The following is a 16,293-nucleotide window of genomic DNA, read 5'->3' as shown; positions in this document are numbered from 1 at the left end:
ATTCTCATTAGTATACAAACATACTCACTTCACAGGGATAAACCATGAAAAAAACTTGGGTCGCAGGTTTAGCACTCTTGCTTAGTACCTTTCCAGCTCTCAGCGCTGAGAAGTTGAAAGTCGTCACCACCTTTACTGTACTGCAAGACATCGTCGCTAACGTTGCTGGCGAACATGCCGATGTTGTCTCAATCACTAAGCCCGGCGCAGAGATTCACGACTACCAACCAACCCCGAAAGATATCGTAAAAGTGCATGATGCCGACCTCATTGTTTGGAATGGTTTAAACCTAGAGCGTTGGTTTGAAAAGTTCTACACCCATCTCCCTAATGTGCCTAGCGTCACTATCAGTGAAGGTGTCGAACCGCTCTCTATTCATGGTGGCCCTTACACAGGTAAACCCAACCCACATGCTTGGATGTCAACCAGTAGCGCGGTTATTTATGTTGATAACATTCAAGCGGCGCTCTCCAAGTATGACCCTGACAATGCCGCGGCCTACGCGAAAAATGCCGCGGACTACAAAGAACAAATTGTTGCGCTAGACAGCCGTGTCAAAGCGGCACTGGATGCTATTCCGGCACAACAGCGCTGGCTAGTCACCAGTGAAGGCGCATTTAGTTATCTTGCCCGAGACTACAACCTGCAAGAAGCCTACCTGTGGCCAATCAACGCCGACGAGCAAGGTACACCGCAGCAAGTTAAATCACTGATTTTAAAAATACGTGATAACAAGATTCCGGTTGTCTTTAGTGAAAGTACGGTGTCTGACAAGCCAGCCAAACAAGTCGCGCGTGAAACGGGCGCACATTATGGTGGCGTACTGTATGTGGATTCACTCAGTACCGCAGAGGGCCCCGTCCCTACTTACTTAGACCTGCTCACAGTCACCGCAGAAACTATCGCTAAAGGCTTTAATCATGACTAACTCGCCAAGTGTCTCAGTGACAAATGTCAGTATGCGCTATCGCAACGGCCATCAGGCGCTGGACAAGGCGAGTTTCACACTCGACGGGGCACAAGTTTGTGCCCTTGTCGGCATGAATGGCAGTGGTAAATCGACACTCTACAAAGCCATGATGGGACTGATTTCACCTCAACAGGGCGAGATTCAGTTCAACGGTATCCCTGTTAAATCTGCACTGAAGTCCTTGTTAGTTGCCTATGTTCCGCAGACTGAAGAAGTCGACTGGCAATTTCCTGTCACGGTTGAAGATGTCGTGATGATGGGACGTTACGGCCACATGAATTTTCTGCGTCGTCCTAAAGCGGTCGATCGTGACATCGTGCAAGCATCACTAGAGCGCCTCAACATTGCCAACCTGAAGCACCGACAAATTGGTGAGCTTTCAGGGGGGCAAAAAAAGCGAGTGTTCCTTGCCCGCGCTTTAGCCCAACAAAGCCCGATTATTCTCTTAGATGAACCTTTCACTGGCATCGATGCGACAACAGAAAACAGCATCATGCAGCTATTGAAATCACTACGCAGTGAGGGGCATCTCATTCTCATTTCTACACATAACCTGGGCACAGTGCCCGATTTCTGTGATCAGGTTGTGTTACTTAATCGCCGTGTCATTGCGGCGGGGCCAACTGAAGATGTCTACAACAGTGACAACCTCAGCTTGGTGTTTGGCGGCGCGTTGCGACAAGTGCAGATCCCGACTTCACCTGTCACCATCATCTCTGATGATGAGCGCCCAGCCATTTTTTCAACCAAGGAGACATCACATGTTCACCACGTTGATTGAACCATTTCAGTTTGAGTATATGCGCAATGCCATTCTCGTTAGTGGTCTAGTGGGAACCCTTTGCGCACTGCTCTCCACCTTCTTGATCCTCAAAGGCTGGTCACTGATTGGCGATGCTCTTTCTCACGCCGTTGTGCCGGGTGTGGCCATCGCTTACTCACTCAATTTTCCCTTTATGGTAGGGGCCGTACTCACGGGTGGCCTCGCCGCTATCGCCATGGCATTGCTAAAGCAGATCACGGCACTCAAGCAAGACGCCATTATTGGACTGGTATTCAGTAGCTTCTTCGCCGCTGGCTTGTTTATCATTTCCCTCAACCCGACGTCTGTCAGTCTCAACTCGGTGATCTTCGGTAACATTTTGGCAATCGCCACGTCCGATGTAGTGCAGATCGCGATCGTAATGGCGGTTGCCTTAGTTATCATGACCCTAAAGTGGCGCGACTTGATGTTGGTTTTCTTCGATGAACATCAAGCAAGCGCGGTTGGCCTCAACGTTAGGCACTACCAATGGCTCTTTTACGTGCTATTGAGTGCAAGCATTCTTGCGGCACTACAAACGGTTGGTGCCATCTTAGTGGTTGCCATGGTCATCACCCCGGGAGCCACCGCCTATCTATTAAGTGACAAGTTCAGCCATGTGCTCATCCTGAGTACCTTACTCGGTATGGTGACCTGTTCACTCGGGGCGTACATCAGCTACTTTAATGACGCTACAACCGGGGCGTTTATCGTCTTATTGCAGACATCGCTCTTTTTACTGGCATTTCTATTCGCGCCGAAGCATGGCCTTATTCGTTTCCAATCTCTGGGCACAAAAGCGAGACTTCAGGAGCGTCGCGTATGAATGAATGGCTGATTACACCGTTCAGTTTTCCCTTTATGCAAGATGCCTTAATTGCCGCCATCGCAACCGCCATCGTCTGCGCCCTGCTCTCTTGCTACCTCGTTCTCAAGGGGTGGGCGATGATGGGCGATGCTATCTCTCACGCCGTATTGCCGGGGGTTGTGCTTGCCGCAGTCCTTGGCATTCCGCTCGCTATTGGGGCTGTACTATCCGGTCTCAGTTGCGCATTGTTGACAGGTTTCGTTAAAAACCACAGTCGCATCAAAGAAGATACTGCAATGGGGATCATGTTCACGGGCTTGTTCAGTCTTGGACTGATCTTGTTTAGCGTTATTGATACCGACCAACATCTGCAACACATTCTGTTTGGTAATTTGATGGGTATTCCCGCGAAAACCCTGCTAACCGTTATCCTGACTGCGGTCGTGACTGTCCTTATCATCGCGCTCAAAGGTAAAGACATTATGTGTTGGTGCTTTGATAATGTGCATGCCAAAAGCATCGGACTTAACACTAGTCTGTTGCACTACGGCTTTTTGGTTATCCTCGCCAGTGCCATTGTCGCCGCGATGCAGGCCGTTGGGGTTGTTCTGGTCGTGGCGATGTTGGTTGCGCCGGGACTCACGGCACAGCTCCTATGTCGGCGCTTTGCTTCAATGCAATTTATCGCAGTCAGCTCAGCAATCATCGCGGTCACGCTTGGTATTGTTCTTAGCTTTCATCTAGATGCGGCGACAGGGCCTACTATCGTATTGGTGCAAACGGCGCTTTTTTGTTTGGCATTGGGCTATCAACGCCTGTCTCTATCAGGCATCTTGATCAAACTGCTCGAAAAAAAATCACTCACACACGGCCAAGCACGTAATCAGCAATCCAAACAGAGTAAAAGTGAGTATAAACTGGGTTAGTCAGACCATGCGCATTCACGCGTTTGGCCACTATAAAAACACCCAAAAGGAACATCATGTGCAAAAAGCTCACTTTGCTCACTTTGATCGTCGCCCTTACTGCTTGCAGCAAGGAGGTCGCCGTGAAAAATGAACAATGGACAAAAAAGGTCGATTTACCCTGTGGTGACAAGCCCAACTGTGTGGCGAGTGTCGATAACCGCGAAAAATATGCTGTCGCTCCTATTGAGGTAAAAGCAGGGACAGTTCTAGCGGACATTGAAGCTATCGCTTTAACGTTACCGGGTGCAAAACTCGCCCACAAAGAAAGTGAATACTTACATATCACCTGTACCAGTAATGTGTTCCGGTTTGTCGATGATCTCGAGATACGCCTCGACGGGCAACAACTTGTACTGCGTTCAGAGTCACGCGTCGGTTACTCCGATTTTGGCGTCAACAGAAAGCGAGTGGCGAAACTCATCGCGTTGTTAAATGAGGGTAATATCATCGAATAGGTCAAGTTAAGGTGCAGACCGTAGGCCAATAAAATTGCGATCTTGCCTCAGGTGTTGAATATTCACACAAACCTCATGGTTGAAACGATAACCATTATCATTTAATAATGGTTATCACTATTCAATGGAGGTAACAATGGCCTATCAATTTCCAGAGCTGCCATACGCGTATGACGCTCTAGAACCACATATCGATGCAAAGACAATGGAAGTGCACTACAGCAAACACCACCGCACTTACTATGACAAGTTCATCGCAGCAATAACAGATACCGACATCAATGGTGAGTCTCTACACACGTTGTTTGAGAAAGTCTCCACGTTACCAGGCGCGATTCGCAACCATGGTGGTGGCTTCTTTAATCACAACTTGTTTTGGCGTTGCATGTCTCCACAAGGTGGCGGCCAACCCAGCGGAATTCTAGCCGAAGCGATTACTCGCCATTTTGGCAGCTTCGAGCAATTTAAACAGGCATTCTCAGACGCAGCAGCAACCCACTTTGGTTCTGGCTTTGTCTGGTTGATTGTCACTGAAGGTCGATTGGAAATCACGTCTACCATTAATCAAGACAACCCATTAATGGATGTTGCTGAGGTACAGGGTGAACCAATCTTGGCATTGGATATTTGGGAACACGCCTACTACCTTAGCTACCAAAACCGCCGTCCTGACTATATTGACGCGTGGTGGCAAGTGGTGGATTGGGCTCAGGTCAGCGAGCACTACCAATCCGTATTGCTCGCGACTCAGAAAGCGTAACGAAGGAGTTAAAATGGACGTCTCACGCTGGGAAGCGCACACGATGCGTGCGATAGAAGAGGAACGTAATCAACGCCCGATGCTCTCAATAGTGCATTATCAACTGGCTTTATCTGAAGCTGAAGCTTTAAATGCGGCGGCGGAAGCACAAGATGATCTTGAAATGCTTCTGACCATTCGCATTGCTTCTTGCCACAACCTTGCTGCATTTTGGCGAAAGGTCGGTGAGCATGATGATGAATTGAAGTACTTACAGCTGGCATCAGAACACGTGTTGAACCTACTGCCTCAATGCCCGAACAAAAAGTGTGATGCGTTCATCTCTTCTTTAGGCTGCTGTAAGGCCGCTTTAGTCAGCTTTTTGAAGCGCCACCCCGATCCTCAGATCGCCAAACAAGTGGAAAACTTCAATCATTACAGCCACTGTGAGTTAATTGCCCGATTCCAAATTCACTAGTGACAGCCATACAGGCTCAACGCGTATCGCACCCCGAGCCCGTTGAGTCCTACACCACTCCAACGCTCTGGTACTGCAGAGCGTTGCTTTAATTGTGACGTTGCCACTGATACCAACCTTGATCGGCAAGCGCCAACATAGGAAAGTCTTCGTGCGTATCGCCATAGGCATACACTGTCGAAAAATCCTCTAGATCAAGATGTTGCTGAATACGCCTAACTTTATTCACTAAACTACAATCCCCATCCACATAGCGCCCAGTCAGCCTTTGACCATTGACAGCCAACTCACTGCAAAGCAACTCCACGCTTTGTTGATGACACCAAACGGATAGATAAGGGTTCAACGATGCCGAGACCACCACAATGCGATCCCCTTGCTGGCGATGCCAATCCAATCTTTCCTTAGCCTCATCTCGGATAACCGCAGGCAACACCTCGTTCGCAAAGCGCGCGCCCAGCTCCATTACCTCGACTGCTTCGCGTCGCCAGAATAGAACCCAAGCCACCAGCGGCCGTGTTTTTGACGCGGGTAACACACCTGCTTTATACAACAAAAACGCCAGTATCAAGCATGGTGCACCTAGCAATAAACGCCAAGGCGTGGCAGCGAAAAAAACAAACCGGGTGAAACAGTCGGCATGGGTTATCGTCCCATCAAAATCAAACAGTGCTAGGTTCTTTGACATTAACCGTTACCCGCGATATTCATATTCAACATACTCCCAATATCCCTTCCCTACCTTACCTACACTGTGCCACCCACGTCGCTTCAATGCGCCGGCCAATACGCGATTAAAAATACCATGTCCGACCAGTAGAACATCACCTTCGTTCTTCACCATGTCGATCAACACATCAGCACCTTCTTCAGCGCGTTGCTTGGTGCATTTGAGTGCTTCACCACGACGAGAAAAGCCTACTAATCAGAACAATCGGAAAAAAATAGACCATTGTAGCAACGTGAGCTTCGGCCATCTCAAGTTGAAATAGGGCATACCCGCTTCTCGAAATCTTGCATCCACTAAGTGGATGTTGTTTACAGTGAATTGACGAGCTGATTCGATACCTCGCAGTAGATCACTGCTAACAATAATGGAAAACGACTTGGCCTTCTCCATCACCGCTTTCGGGGCAAAAGAGTCTAATGCCAATGGCGAATCTTCATACTGGGCCACGATGCACCCAAAGTCTCTCGCAGAATAACGAGTGTTCTTTATTGCATCCAAATCTAACTGTGGTCTGCCATGACGTAGTACTGCAATTCTCATCACCACCTAGTTCCTGTTCGGTTTTTGTTCAGACTACCTGCTTTATACTCAAAAATGAACAGCGTGCAAATCGCACACCTTAACATGACAAAAACTGACAGAATGACTCAAATTAACACAGAAAACTGATACTTATCCCCGCGTGATGGCGTATACAATTTATCCAGCATCGTGGTGAACTTAATCAGGCGTATCGAGAGGAAACGAGATGAAAGACAAAGACTTCTTGCAGCTGATTGAAACCATTGAGCAGTTATCACCTTCAATGAGCAAGCAACAACGCCAGACCTTAATTACTCAACTACGCAGTAACACCTCATCAACCCGACTCTCCGCTCGTGCGTTGCTTTCCGAGGCGGAGCGCGACGCGATTCAGCGCTTGTTTACCTAAGTTTGCACGTCAAGGCCCGAAGCACACATTGTGGCTTAAATTACACACCTTAAGACTGTGCAAGCTAATACGCCTTAATCGACCATCGTGACCTTTTTACTCAGGTTAATGCGATATCGAGATGAAACAACTCACACTTTAACCATACCCTTTGCGAGGCGTATCCAGATATGCTCAGTGAATCAATGTTTTTGACGATCTTCTGACAATTTATTGACGAATCATCAATAAAATAATCATCCAAATTCATAAAAGACAACCATGATGAGTGAACACGAATTTCATCAACTGCAGAAAATCCTCCCTAAGCTCAATGAGCAGCAACGCCGCCAACTGCTCAACTCGCTGATGGAAAACAGCAGTGCGCGTCATCTTCGTTACCCTACACGAAATGGCGCTGCACTGCTCACGGATGCCGAGCTTGATGCACTCAATGGGTTGTTTTCATAACACTATCTGCGCCGTTAGTGTTCTATTGCGAACGGGAGTGGAACGTTTCCCCCGCTTCTGCCATCGTAACCAGACACTGGCATGGCGCAAACCGCTCTCCGTATTTGTTGGCTAACACTTGTAGTTCAACAACCATTTCATTGATCCCCATGTTATCCATGTAGTGGAACGGCCCACCAAGGAAAGGGGGAAAGCCAATACCGAAAATGGCGCCAATATCACCATCTCGCGCAGAGCTGATAACGCCTTCATCAAAACACCGCGCTGCTTCATTCAGCATCATATAGACAGCGCGCTTGGCGATATCGTCAGCGTTCAGAATCGATTGCGGTGATATCGATAGCAGCGGATAGACGGACTTATCCACGGACTTCTTTTTCCCTTTGTAGGAATAGAAACCTTTGTTACTTTTGCGCCCTTTTCGGCCATCCTGTAGCAAGGTGTCAAACAGAGGTGGGGAACGAAAGCGCTCACCCAGTGCCTCAGTCAAAATGGGGCTAATTTTCGCGCCAATATCGATACCGACTTCATCAAGTAACGTGATCGGCCCAACAGGCATGCCAAAGTCGACCAAAGCCTCATCAAGGTGTTCAATCGGCTCTCCTTCAAGCAACATCAATGCCGCCTCGTTCATATAAGGTGCCAATATTCGATTGACATAAAAACCCGCACTGTCTTTGACCACAATCGCCGTTTTACCCTGCTTTTTAGCCAGTGCAACAGTGGTGGCGATAGTTTGCGCCGATGTGCCTTGGTGCGGAATAATTTCAGCCAGTGGCATCTTCTCAACCGGACTAAAATAGTGCAGTCCAATAACATTTTCTGGCCGACTGGCCTTTGCTGCAATGTCGCTGATTGGGATTGATGAGGTATTCGAAGCAAAGATTGTCTCTTCCATCATCGTCGCTTCTATGTCAGCGACCATCTGCTGCTTCAAAGTCAGGTCTTCGAACACGGCTTCAATAACAACATTGGCTTGTTTAAACCCTCGATACTCAAGGTCACCACTCACTTGATGCATTAGTTTTTGCACCTCAGCGCGCGATAAAATGCGCTTCTTACGGCGCTTATCTAAAAGCTTGTAGTGATAGCCAAGCGCATTATTGATGCCTTCTGGATGAATATCTTTTATCCGCACAGGAAGTTTGGCCTTTGCCGCGGTGACATGGGCGATACCTCCTCCCATCAATCCCCCGCCTAATACGGCAACACGCTCAACCGCTTGTGGTTTTGCCTCGGCTCCTGGGTCTTTTTTCATCGCTGTGGTCGCGAAGAAAATACCTCTTAACGCTCGGGATTCAGGCGTGACAACAAGCTCACCAAACGCACGTGACTCGGCTTTCAAGCCCGCTTGATAGCCATGTTCTAATCCTTCTTTCACCACCTCTAAAATCGCTTCCGGCGCTGGGTAGTTACCGCGTGTTTTCTTCAGCACACTTTTTCGTGCTTGATCAAACACCACTGATCGCCCTAGTGGGTTACCGCTTAGCAATCGCTCTTTGAACCCTCTCTTTTTCGTCCGTTTGGCACCCGTCGCCAACTGCTTAGCCACGGTATGCAAGATGGTTTGCGGCACGCATTCATCAACTAACCCCACCTTCTTTGCTTTTTTCGCCCGTAATTGCTTACCTGTCAGCAGCATATCCAATGCCGTACTAATGCCAACCAGTTGCGGTAAACGTTGAGTACCGCCAGAACCCGGTAACAATCCCAGTTGTACTTCTGGTAGCCCTAGGCGGGTTTTATCATCATCACTGCAAACCCGGAAATGACAGGCCATCGCTAGTTCCAACCCACCTCCTAAGCAAGGCCCATGAATGGCCGCGACGACTGGATAGGGTAGCGCTTCGATTCGGTCAAAAATTTTCTGCCCAGACTCGACAATGTGCTGGCCTTGAGCCGCGGTTTCACAGCGGTCTAACATGCGAATGTCCGCACCCGCAATGAAGTTGTCAGGCTTCCCGGAATAGAACACCGCCCCATTAGGTGATGAAGTGCCAAGGTCATCTAATAGCGCTTCAATCTCTGTGACGAATTCGGCTTGCAGAGTATTCATTTTCTCATTGGGAACGTCAAAACAGATCCAAGCGATGCCGTCGTCATCCAGTCTCCAATCAAACACGTTTGCTTGCTCAGTTGCACTCATTGCTCTACCTCCAGAATCATCGCTGCCCCAAGGCCACCAGCTGCACAAGCGGTCGTCAAGCCAAGTCCTCCACCACGACGGCGCAGTTCGTTAAGTGTTTGGGTAATCATTCGCGCCCCCGTCGCTGCAAATGGATGGCCATAAGCAATCGATCCACCAAGCACATTAAACTTATCCATGTCTATCTCGCCGATAGCCTCAGCACGGCCTAACTTTTCTTGTGCAAACTGCTTGCTAGCAAACATTTTCACGTTCGCTAATGTTTGAGCCGCAAACGCCTCGTGCATATCAATTAAGGTCAGGTCACTCAACGAGACGCCAGCCCTATCAAGTGCAATCGGCGTGGCGTAAGAAGGGCCCATTAACATATCCACCTCAACGCCAATGGCCGAGAACGCATACGCGCGCAGATACCCGAGAGGCTTATAGCCAAGCGCTTTTGCTTTATCCTCCCGCATCAGCAACACCGCCGCCGCACCATCAGTTAAAGGGGTGGCGTTGGCGGCTGTCACAGAGCCATGGCGTCGGTCAAACGCGGGGCGTAATTTGGCATACTGTGCTAATTCAGAATCGTGGCGAATATTGTTATCGCTAAGATAGGGCGCGTTAAAAGGGGGGACATACGCCGCCATCACCTCATCATCAAGCAATTTATCTCGCCATGCTTGAGCCGCAAGCTGATGAGAGCGATGAGCCAGCGCATCTTGATCGTGACGGGAGATGCTGTGTGTTTTCGCCATCTGCTCCGCTGTTTGCCCCATCGACAAGCCAGTTGAATACTCGGCAACCGCTGGCGGTGCAGGCGCTAAATCTTTAGGGCGAATCTGGCTTAGCACGGCAAGGCGCTGTTTAAGGCTCCTCGCTTTAGAAAGTTGCAACAGCAACGCGGCCAACTTTTTCGACACGCCGATAGGAAGCACAGAACTGGAGTCAGCCCCGCCTGCAATACCGCATTCAATCGTGCCGGACAAAATACTCTCGGCCACATTGGCCACCGCTTGAAAACTCGTTGCACAAGCACGCGTCACACTGTAGGCATCCGTAGCCACATCCATTTGTGTGCCAAGCACTATTTCACGTGCAATATTTGGCGCTTCAGGCATCTGAATCACCTGCCCAAACACCACCTGATCAATCAAACCAGCGGGGATATCGTGGCGCTGTAACAGCTCATTGACCACCATCTTGCCTAGGTCGACAGCGGGCACATCAGTATAGGCGGTTGATTGGCGAGCAAAGGGGGTACGTAGCCCTTGCACGATGGCAACACGATCACCACTGGCGGTTTTCAATGCTTGACGGGAATGCTTCACACGGCCTCCTTTTAAGGCAACAGGTCTGACCTCCAAATTGTAACCAAGTTGTTAAATAACTCAAACGGGCGTTTAAAAAAACCGTGACCTACGGCAGATTAATCAAATTCAAGCGGACAGATTGCCCGTTAAAGAAGCGAATTTTGCACGTTTGGCATCCAGCTGAGACAAGGCAAGCGCTGAGGTATCAAGAAAAGCGGGAAATGGGTTTAGAAAGTCACGAAATGATTTAGTATTGTTTACAAATTAGTTAATACGCTGAAAGCAGATAAAAAAAACCACACCGAAGGGTGTGGTCTAAAATTACGTGGAAAGCAATCTACGTAGAATCAATCAACGTAAAGCCAATTGTAAATCAGGTAAATCCTGATAGGAGAAAGTAAAGTCAGCCTTCAAAAGGAAGTTGTCATCTTGCTCAACAAACTGTATGTGCTACAGCAACTTACTCTAGAGTAAATGCGTAAAGTAAGCGCACACAGCTAGATGACAGGAGTTATATTATCTTGGATGGCGAGACAGAACTTGAACCAGATCAATTTTATCTTTATTAATCAGTTCTCCGATTGATAAAGCCCGGATCTATCTCGCAAATAATAGGTATGCAGATGGGAATTGCATTTTTTGGTAAGAAATCATCATCAACCCCGGTCAATGATGATATGAATAAGCAAAGACGCTACGAGGCTCTCGTCCGAGCCTGGCATCGAGATTTGTATCGCTACGCGTATTGGCTATGTAAAGATCAGCACATTGCGGAAGATCTTGTGCAAGAAACCTGTTTACGCGCTTGGCGCTCTCTCGATAGTTTACAAGACGACGCTGCGGCAAAATCCTGGCTGATCACCATTCTCCGCCGGGAAAATGCTCGCCGATTTGAACGCAAACAACTTGAACTGGTTGATATTGAAGATCATGCTGTGGCCGATACCAATGCATCGAGCGAAGGTGACGCTGAGCAGACGCAACTGCAAAAAATGATCATGAACCTATCACCTGAATACCGTGAGCCATTGGTGTTGCAAGTCATGTCTGGCTTCAGTGGAGATGAAATTGCGAGTATTTTAGGGCTCAACCGCAATACGGTCATGACAAGACTTTTCAGAGCACGCAACCAACTGAAAGAGCAGCTTGAAAAGCAAGAAGCAAAGGGGGGTATCCAGAATGGACGAGCTTGAATTCCGTCGCCGAGTGATGGCAGATCCGAACGATCTCGATGCCGAGCTGAAAGCGGCGATGCAATCGCCTAGCCATCAAGCCTTTACGGATGAGATGCAGGCACTCGATAAAGAGATCGCCAAAGCACTGAATGATGTCGAAGTGCCCGATGGGTTAGTCGACCGTGTCCTTTTCCATCAAACGGGCCATGAAAAAACACAGCGAACCCATGTCCGCTACCATGTTGCATTAGCTGCATCAGTGGCCTTTGCCTTTGGCATTATGTTGGGTCAATTCAATTGGACGGCCGCCCTGCCTGATGCGAATGCCAACACACTTGAGCAAATTGCCCTTCAACATGTCAACAATGAGTCTGAGTTCGTTGCTGCGATTGATGAGAACGTCACCCTAGCGCAAGTGAACGCGAAATTGGCCCCTTTTGGTAAGCAGTTAAATGATCTGAATGTTGACGGCAGAGTCACTTATGTCAACCACTGTGGTTTTGGTGAGACTGCTGCTATGCACTTAGTGATGAAAACAAGCAAAGGGCATGAAGTCACGGTGTTCTTAGTGCCTCAAGCGAGTCCAGACATGAGCAGCTTTGAAGATGATCGCCATAAGGGTGTCGTGATGCCAATGGAGAACGCGAGCTTGATTGTTGTCGGTGAAAAAGCGCAGCCTTTGTCGCCTATCGTCGACAATATCCGCGCTAATTTGTCACAAAGTATATAAAACCAGCAAAAACAACGCCTTCATACAACGCACTGGCCGGATAAGCGCATTATCCGGTCTTTTTTTATCCAAAAAATGCATCAGTTTCACCATTTTCATTCCTGATAACGCCAAATCGGTCATAAATCCCAACAATTTATAAAAATATCATTTCTGGTCTGATTTGTTGCCCGCAACGAAATACCTACAATCTGCGGCGAATTGTCACAAAGTGCAGTTCAAAATAATATAAAAGGATAAAAAATGAACAAGAAGCGTCTGTTTACTCCCTCACTACTAGCCTTATCGGTAGTTGGAGTAATGAGCCAGCCTGTTTTTGCCGCTGGTTTCCAATTAAATTCTCAATCAGCAACTGGCCTTGGCCGTGCTTTTGCTGGTGATGCCGTTATTGCTGACAATGCCTCAGTGATGTCACGTAACGCTGCGGCAATGAGCCTATTTGATAGCAAGGCTCTCTCGTTGGGCGGCATCGTTTTAAAAACTGACATCAAGGTGAAAGGGGCAAACTACACCAACGTTCTTGGTCAGCCCTCTTCGCTGAATGATGAAGAGATCGGTGGTACTTCTGTGGCACCTAACCTCTATTTCATTGCACCAATTAATGACCAGTTCACTGCGGGTGTCTCGTTGTACAGTAACTTCGGTACCAAAACTGAGTTCTCTGCAGACTACCCAGCCAACGAATTTGGTGGCCTGACAGATCTAAAAAGTTTCAACCTTGGTTTGAGCCTTGCCTATCGCATTGATGAGCAGTGGAGCATCGGTGGTGGCTTGGACGTTATCTATGGTAAAGGTGAACTAAAACGCTCTGCGGATCTCTTCGCTCAACACCCGCAAGCTGGCCTTATCAGTCTTCCAGACACGCCACTACTTGATGTTGATGCGGATGGCTATGCCCTTGGCTTTAACCTCGGTGTTGTCTACGAGCACGACGAAGACAACCGTTTCGGTTTCTCTTACCGCTACAGTCCTGAACTTGAAGCAGAGGGCAAAGTACAAAAGATTAACCCTGCTACGGGTGGAATGACGGAATTCAACAAATTAGTCGTACCGCTACCTGATATGGCAGAATTCTCGGGCTACCACAAAGTCGCAGACCAGTTCGCGGTACACTACTCTGTGCAATGGATCGGCTGGAAAGCCTTCGATAAGCTAGAAACCGCCTCTGGTGAGCATATCAACACCTACGAGTGGCAAAACGGCTGGCACTACTCTATCGGTGGTACTTACTACTTAAACAGTTCTTGGACACTGCGCGCGGGCTACATGTACGACACCAGTGCACAAGACGAAATCACCTCTATCTCTGTGCCTGATTCAGACCGTAACTGGTTCTCTGCCGGCTTTAGCTACCACCTCAGCGAGCAATCAACCTTCGACTTCGGTGCGACCTACCTGATCGGTAAAGACGTGGCGGTGAAAGAGACCTCAGCAATTGGTACTACCATTAGCGCAACAACCCGTGCAAACGCGCTTCTGTTCGGTGCACAATACAGCTACACTTTCTAACTGTTCACTTGTCATGAATAGCAAAAACCTCCCTGGTGGGAGGTTTTTTCTATCTGTGTCAATCTAACAGCCACCGAGTCACCTGCTGTGCAAAGGGTGAGAGAAAGAAAGACACCACAAATGCCGCTGGCCAAGCTTTCGTAAACGCATTCATCCACGCACTGACAAATGTCGCCACCATACCAAGATTGAGATAAGTCACCCATAGCGTCATCAGCAACGACAACAAGCCCGACATGATGACGGTAAACAGTATCCGATGCTTCATCCCATACTCCTTTTGTTTGAATAAACCTTAGACTCAGCCAGATTAGAAGATTGCAATTAATGAATCTATTGATTCTAATAGAAGGATAAAACCCATAAATGGAATCAAGCGAATGTTAGATGACATTGCATTGCTCATCACGGCCGCAGAAGCAGGGAGCTTGAAGAAAACGGCACAAACGCTAAAGCTCCCCTCATCCACCTTAAGTCGACGTATTCAGCATTTAGAAGACAATATTGGCTGCCGCTTACTCAATCGTAATAGCCATCACTTCAGCCTCACCGCAGAAGGAGAAATGCTTGTCAATCAGACGCGATATCATCTACTGACCGCGCAATCTGCCATTGAACAGCTTAAGCAGGACGTAAAAAGCCTCACTGGCGACATCACGGTATTGGCCCCCGTCAACTTAACGACCACCGTGCTCAGCCCGATCTTCGCGCAATTCTCTCTGCGACACCCAGACATCAACCTCAACCTGCAACTGAGTAACGAACTAGAATCCTTTCATGCCGCAAACGCCGACTTTGCCATACGTGTGGGAAGACAAGAAGATTCAGACCTAACACAAGTCCGTCTTGGGCAAGTCGCAGTGCACCTTGTCGCAAGCCCAAAGTATCTCAATGGGCGCAATCCAATCACAACACCACAAGATCTCAGCCTGCATGCGTTGATTCAATGCAAACCGATTGACAAGTGGCACCTAAAACACGCGACAAAAAAAGAGACCACATTTTTTCCGCAACACGCCAAAGTGCGCCTCAATGATTTAATGGCTGCAAAGCAATTTCTCGTCGCGGGTGTGGGGATTGGCTTAATGCCGGAATCTGAAATAAGGCAAGAGCTAGCGCGTGGCGAGCTTGTAGCGGTGTTACCGGAATGGCAAGCAGACCGACGAGACATTTATGCAGTGTGGTACAAACGGCGTTTTCTCTCACATCGCGCCGCGGCGTTGATCGATTACTTGAAAGAAAATGCGGATCAAATCGCACAAGCAGTCACAGGGCAGGCATAAAAAAAGCAGCGTTGCGCTGCTTTTCTTTTATCATCAGTAATCGTCAATTTCATCGAGATAGTCTTCCAAGAAGTCTTCTTCTTCATAGAGAGACGGGTCTACTTTACCGCCTGAAGCGCGGAAATTGCGGTTCTGAATATACGCATCACGGGTGAAGATGTATGGATCAGGTGAGTTCTCTAACATGGCTTCTTGTTGCACTAAGGCGGCTCGAGATTCCATCCCTTGCAATGCCCATTTCGCCAATCCTTGCCAGAAGTTGAGATACACCACCATGGGCATCATCCCGTCAACAAAATCACCCGCGGTTTCACGAACCGTCGATGGGCCATATATCGGATACATCAGATAAGGGCCATTCCCTACCCCATAATATCCAAGCGTGTCACCAAATTCTCGATCACTAGGGTTACCAATCTCTGCCGCTGTCGCGATATCAATCAAACCACCCAAGCCAAAAAAGGTATTGAGCCAAAAGCGATTAAAGTGTGTGACGGCAGCCTCGCCATCCAACACTAATACACTATTGAAAAAACTGACGGGCTCTTCCAGATTCGACAGAAAATTGCCGACACCACTACGCACCGGGCTCGGTACATAATTGACGTACGCCAATGAAGCGGGCCGTGCAATATAAGGGTCAAGCACATCATAGTTGAAGTCCCACATAACGCGGTTAAACCCTTCAAAAGGATCATTGACTTCACTGTGTGCTGACTCTGGGCTCGATGCGCATCCTGCGAGCAACGCGGAGGACAGCAACATCGCGAGTATTCCCTTTCTCATGTTAATCTCGCCTAGCAAATCATTATTCTATTTTAAT

General features: G+C 48.3%; 20 protein-coding genes. 13 read left to right on the top strand and 7 right to left on the bottom strand.

Annotated features, from left to right (window positions below; genetic code table 11):
* Window positions 1-44 precede the first annotated feature (44 nt).
* The 7 genes from TSUB_RS04590 to TSUB_RS04560 all read left to right on the top strand — a co-directional run bounded on the left by TSUB_RS04590 (window position 45) and on the right by TSUB_RS04560 (window position 5,221).
* The gene (locus tag TSUB_RS04590; RefSeq protein WP_087021376.1) at window positions 45-929 is read left to right on the top strand and encodes a metal ABC transporter substrate-binding protein; all 885 of its coding nucleotides are present in this window, start codon (window positions 45-47) and stop codon (window positions 927-929) included.
* Window positions 922-1,752, top strand: a complete 831-nt coding sequence (locus TSUB_RS04585; RefSeq protein ID WP_087021379.1) for a metal ABC transporter ATP-binding protein — start codon at window positions 922-924, stop codon at window positions 1,750-1,752. Before TSUB_RS04590 ends, TSUB_RS04585 begins: the two co-directional genes overlap by 8 nt.
* On the top strand, window positions 1,733-2,599 hold the full coding sequence (locus tag TSUB_RS04580; RefSeq protein ID WP_087021382.1) for a metal ABC transporter permease: 867 nt from the start codon (window positions 1,733-1,735) through the stop codon (window positions 2,597-2,599). The genes TSUB_RS04585 and TSUB_RS04580 overlap by 20 nt, the downstream gene beginning before the upstream one ends.
* The gene (locus TSUB_RS04575) at window positions 2,596-3,507 is read left to right on the top strand and encodes a metal ABC transporter permease (protein WP_087021385.1); all 912 of its coding nucleotides are present in this window, start codon (window positions 2,596-2,598) and stop codon (window positions 3,505-3,507) included. The genes TSUB_RS04580 and TSUB_RS04575 overlap by 4 nt, the downstream gene beginning before the upstream one ends.
* Before the next feature lie 56 nt (window positions 3,508-3,563).
* Window positions 3,564-4,004, top strand: a complete 441-nt coding sequence (locus TSUB_RS04570) for a DUF1499 domain-containing protein (protein WP_087021388.1) — start codon at window positions 3,564-3,566, stop codon at window positions 4,002-4,004.
* A gap of 136 nt (window positions 4,005-4,140) precedes the next feature.
* Window positions 4,141-4,764, top strand: coding sequence for a superoxide dismutase (locus TSUB_RS04565; RefSeq protein WP_087021391.1), 624 nt, complete (start codon window positions 4,141-4,143; stop codon window positions 4,762-4,764).
* A 13-nt stretch (window positions 4,765-4,777) separates the two neighbouring features.
* On the top strand, window positions 4,778-5,221 hold the full coding sequence (locus TSUB_RS04560) for a DUF2753 family protein (protein ID WP_087021394.1): 444 nt from the start codon (window positions 4,778-4,780) through the stop codon (window positions 5,219-5,221).
* Window positions 5,222-5,309: 88 nt separating this feature from the next.
* Here TSUB_RS04560 and TSUB_RS04555 read toward each other — a convergent pair whose 3' ends face one another.
* The 3 genes from TSUB_RS04555 to TSUB_RS04545 all read right to left on the bottom strand — a co-directional run bounded on the left by TSUB_RS04555 (window position 5,310) and on the right by TSUB_RS04545 (window position 6,491).
* Window positions 5,310-5,909: an HAD-IB family hydrolase gene (locus TSUB_RS04555; RefSeq protein WP_087021396.1), complete on the bottom strand. Its 600-nt coding sequence runs from the start codon at window positions 5,907-5,909 to the stop codon at window positions 5,310-5,312.
* 6 nt (window positions 5,910-5,915) lie between these two features.
* A complete protein-coding gene (locus TSUB_RS04550; protein ID WP_159064916.1) occupies window positions 5,916-6,077 on the bottom strand; it encodes a hypothetical protein in 162 nt (53 codons plus the stop codon).
* A 69-nt stretch (window positions 6,078-6,146) separates the two neighbouring features.
* Window positions 6,147-6,491 carry a hypothetical protein gene (locus tag TSUB_RS04545; RefSeq protein ID WP_087021398.1) on the bottom strand — a complete coding sequence of 115 codons (345 nt, stop codon included), beginning with the start codon at window positions 6,489-6,491 and terminating at the stop codon, window positions 6,147-6,149.
* Between the two features lie 208 nt (window positions 6,492-6,699).
* Here TSUB_RS04545 and TSUB_RS04540 point away from each other — a divergent pair, with 208 nt between their 5' ends.
* A complete protein-coding gene (locus TSUB_RS04540) occupies window positions 6,700-6,882 on the top strand; it encodes a hypothetical protein (RefSeq protein ID WP_087021401.1) in 183 nt (60 codons plus the stop codon).
* Window positions 6,883-7,143: 261 nt separating this feature from the next.
* Entirely contained in the window at window positions 7,144-7,332 is a 189-nt protein-coding gene (locus TSUB_RS04535; protein ID WP_159064917.1) for a hypothetical protein, read from the top strand.
* A 22-nt stretch (window positions 7,333-7,354) separates the two neighbouring features.
* Here TSUB_RS04535 and fadJ read toward each other — a convergent pair whose 3' ends face one another.
* Together fadJ and fadI are read right to left on the bottom strand one after the other, a co-directional pair.
* Window positions 7,355-9,478 carry a fatty acid oxidation complex subunit alpha FadJ gene (gene fadJ, locus TSUB_RS04530; RefSeq protein ID WP_087021406.1) on the bottom strand — a complete coding sequence of 708 codons (2,124 nt, stop codon included), beginning with the start codon at window positions 9,476-9,478 and terminating at the stop codon, window positions 7,355-7,357.
* A complete protein-coding gene (gene fadI / locus TSUB_RS04525; protein WP_087021409.1) occupies window positions 9,475-10,791 on the bottom strand; it encodes an acetyl-CoA C-acyltransferase FadI in 1,317 nt (438 codons plus the stop codon). Before fadI ends, fadJ begins: the two co-directional genes overlap by 4 nt.
* Window positions 10,792-11,396: 605 nt before the next feature.
* Between fadI and TSUB_RS04520 the strand changes: the two genes are divergently transcribed.
* The 3 genes from TSUB_RS04520 to TSUB_RS04510 all read left to right on the top strand — a co-directional run bounded on the left by TSUB_RS04520 (window position 11,397) and on the right by TSUB_RS04510 (window position 14,187).
* Entirely contained in the window at window positions 11,397-11,966 is a 570-nt protein-coding gene (locus TSUB_RS04520; RefSeq protein WP_087021412.1) for a sigma-70 family RNA polymerase sigma factor, read from the top strand.
* Window positions 11,953-12,678, top strand: a complete 726-nt coding sequence (locus TSUB_RS04515; RefSeq protein WP_087021416.1) for a DUF3379 family protein — start codon at window positions 11,953-11,955, stop codon at window positions 12,676-12,678. Before TSUB_RS04520 ends, TSUB_RS04515 begins: the two co-directional genes overlap by 14 nt.
* A gap of 243 nt (window positions 12,679-12,921) precedes the next feature.
* Window positions 12,922-14,187, top strand: a complete 1,266-nt coding sequence (locus TSUB_RS04510) for an outer membrane protein transport protein (RefSeq protein ID WP_087021418.1) — start codon at window positions 12,922-12,924, stop codon at window positions 14,185-14,187.
* Window positions 14,188-14,245: 58 nt separating this feature from the next.
* On the opposite strand, the gene TSUB_RS04505 is transcribed toward TSUB_RS04510, so the two are convergent.
* Window positions 14,246-14,455, bottom strand: a complete 210-nt coding sequence (locus TSUB_RS04505; protein WP_087021420.1) for a DUF2798 domain-containing protein — start codon at window positions 14,453-14,455, stop codon at window positions 14,246-14,248.
* A gap of 112 nt (window positions 14,456-14,567) precedes the next feature.
* Between TSUB_RS04505 and TSUB_RS04500 the strand changes: the two genes are divergently transcribed.
* Entirely contained in the window at window positions 14,568-15,470 is a 903-nt protein-coding gene (locus tag TSUB_RS04500) for a LysR family transcriptional regulator (RefSeq protein WP_087021423.1), read from the top strand.
* A 33-nt stretch (window positions 15,471-15,503) separates the two neighbouring features.
* Here the strand turns inward: TSUB_RS04500 and TSUB_RS04495 are convergent, their stop codons facing one another.
* Complete coding sequence (locus TSUB_RS04495; RefSeq protein ID WP_087021426.1) at window positions 15,504-16,256, bottom strand: MlaA family lipoprotein; 753 nt, start codon at window positions 16,254-16,256, stop codon at window positions 15,504-15,506.
* Window positions 16,257-16,293: the final 37 nt, after the last annotated feature.

The organism is Thaumasiovibrio subtropicus (assembly GCF_019703835.1).
Taxonomy (GTDB): domain Bacteria; phylum Pseudomonadota; class Gammaproteobacteria; order Enterobacterales; family Vibrionaceae; genus Thaumasiovibrio; species Thaumasiovibrio subtropicus.
Note: the sequence above shows the minus strand (reverse complement) of the source record. Positions and strands in the feature narration are given on the sequence as shown.

What these genes read in the sequence shown, in the direction of transcription:
- TSUB_RS04495 (WP_087021426.1), bottom strand. Translation starts at nt 16,256, where the DNA reads ATGAGAAAGGGAATACTCGCGATGTTGCTGTCCTCCGCGTTGCTCGCA.
- TSUB_RS04560 (WP_087021394.1), top strand. Translation starts at nt 4,778, where the DNA reads ATGGACGTCTCACGCTGGGAAGCGCACACGATGCGTGCGATAGAAGAG.
- TSUB_RS04535 (WP_159064917.1), top strand. Translation starts at nt 7,144, where the DNA reads ATGATGAGTGAACACGAATTTCATCAACTGCAGAAAATCCTCCCTAAG.
- TSUB_RS04570 (WP_087021388.1), top strand. Translation starts at nt 3,564, where the DNA reads ATGTGCAAAAAGCTCACTTTGCTCACTTTGATCGTCGCCCTTACTGCT.
- TSUB_RS04585 (WP_087021379.1), top strand. Translation starts at nt 922, where the DNA reads ATGACTAACTCGCCAAGTGTCTCAGTGACAAATGTCAGTATGCGCTAT.
- TSUB_RS04505 (WP_087021420.1), bottom strand. Translation starts at nt 14,455, where the DNA reads ATGAAGCATCGGATACTGTTTACCGTCATCATGTCGGGCTTGTTGTCG.
- TSUB_RS04575 (WP_087021385.1), top strand. Translation starts at nt 2,596, where the DNA reads ATGAATGAATGGCTGATTACACCGTTCAGTTTTCCCTTTATGCAAGAT.
- TSUB_RS04565 (WP_087021391.1), top strand. Translation starts at nt 4,141, where the DNA reads ATGGCCTATCAATTTCCAGAGCTGCCATACGCGTATGACGCTCTAGAA.
- fadJ (WP_087021406.1), bottom strand. Translation starts at nt 9,478, where the DNA reads ATGAGTGCAACTGAGCAAGCAAACGTGTTTGATTGGAGACTGGATGAC.
- TSUB_RS04590 (WP_087021376.1), top strand. Translation starts at nt 45, where the DNA reads ATGAAAAAAACTTGGGTCGCAGGTTTAGCACTCTTGCTTAGTACCTTT.
- TSUB_RS04540 (WP_087021401.1), top strand. Translation starts at nt 6,700, where the DNA reads ATGAAAGACAAAGACTTCTTGCAGCTGATTGAAACCATTGAGCAGTTA.
- TSUB_RS04500 (WP_087021423.1), top strand. Translation starts at nt 14,568, where the DNA reads ATGTTAGATGACATTGCATTGCTCATCACGGCCGCAGAAGCAGGGAGC.
- TSUB_RS04580 (WP_087021382.1), top strand. Translation starts at nt 1,733, where the DNA reads ATGTTCACCACGTTGATTGAACCATTTCAGTTTGAGTATATGCGCAAT.
- TSUB_RS04545 (WP_087021398.1), bottom strand. Translation starts at nt 6,491, where the DNA reads ATGAGAATTGCAGTACTACGTCATGGCAGACCACAGTTAGATTTGGAT.
- TSUB_RS04510 (WP_087021418.1), top strand. Translation starts at nt 12,922, where the DNA reads ATGAACAAGAAGCGTCTGTTTACTCCCTCACTACTAGCCTTATCGGTA.
- TSUB_RS04520 (WP_087021412.1), top strand. Translation starts at nt 11,397, where the DNA reads ATGGGAATTGCATTTTTTGGTAAGAAATCATCATCAACCCCGGTCAAT.
- TSUB_RS04515 (WP_087021416.1), top strand. Translation starts at nt 11,953, where the DNA reads ATGGACGAGCTTGAATTCCGTCGCCGAGTGATGGCAGATCCGAACGAT.
- TSUB_RS04555 (WP_087021396.1), bottom strand. Translation starts at nt 5,909, where the DNA reads ATGTCAAAGAACCTAGCACTGTTTGATTTTGATGGGACGATAACCCAT.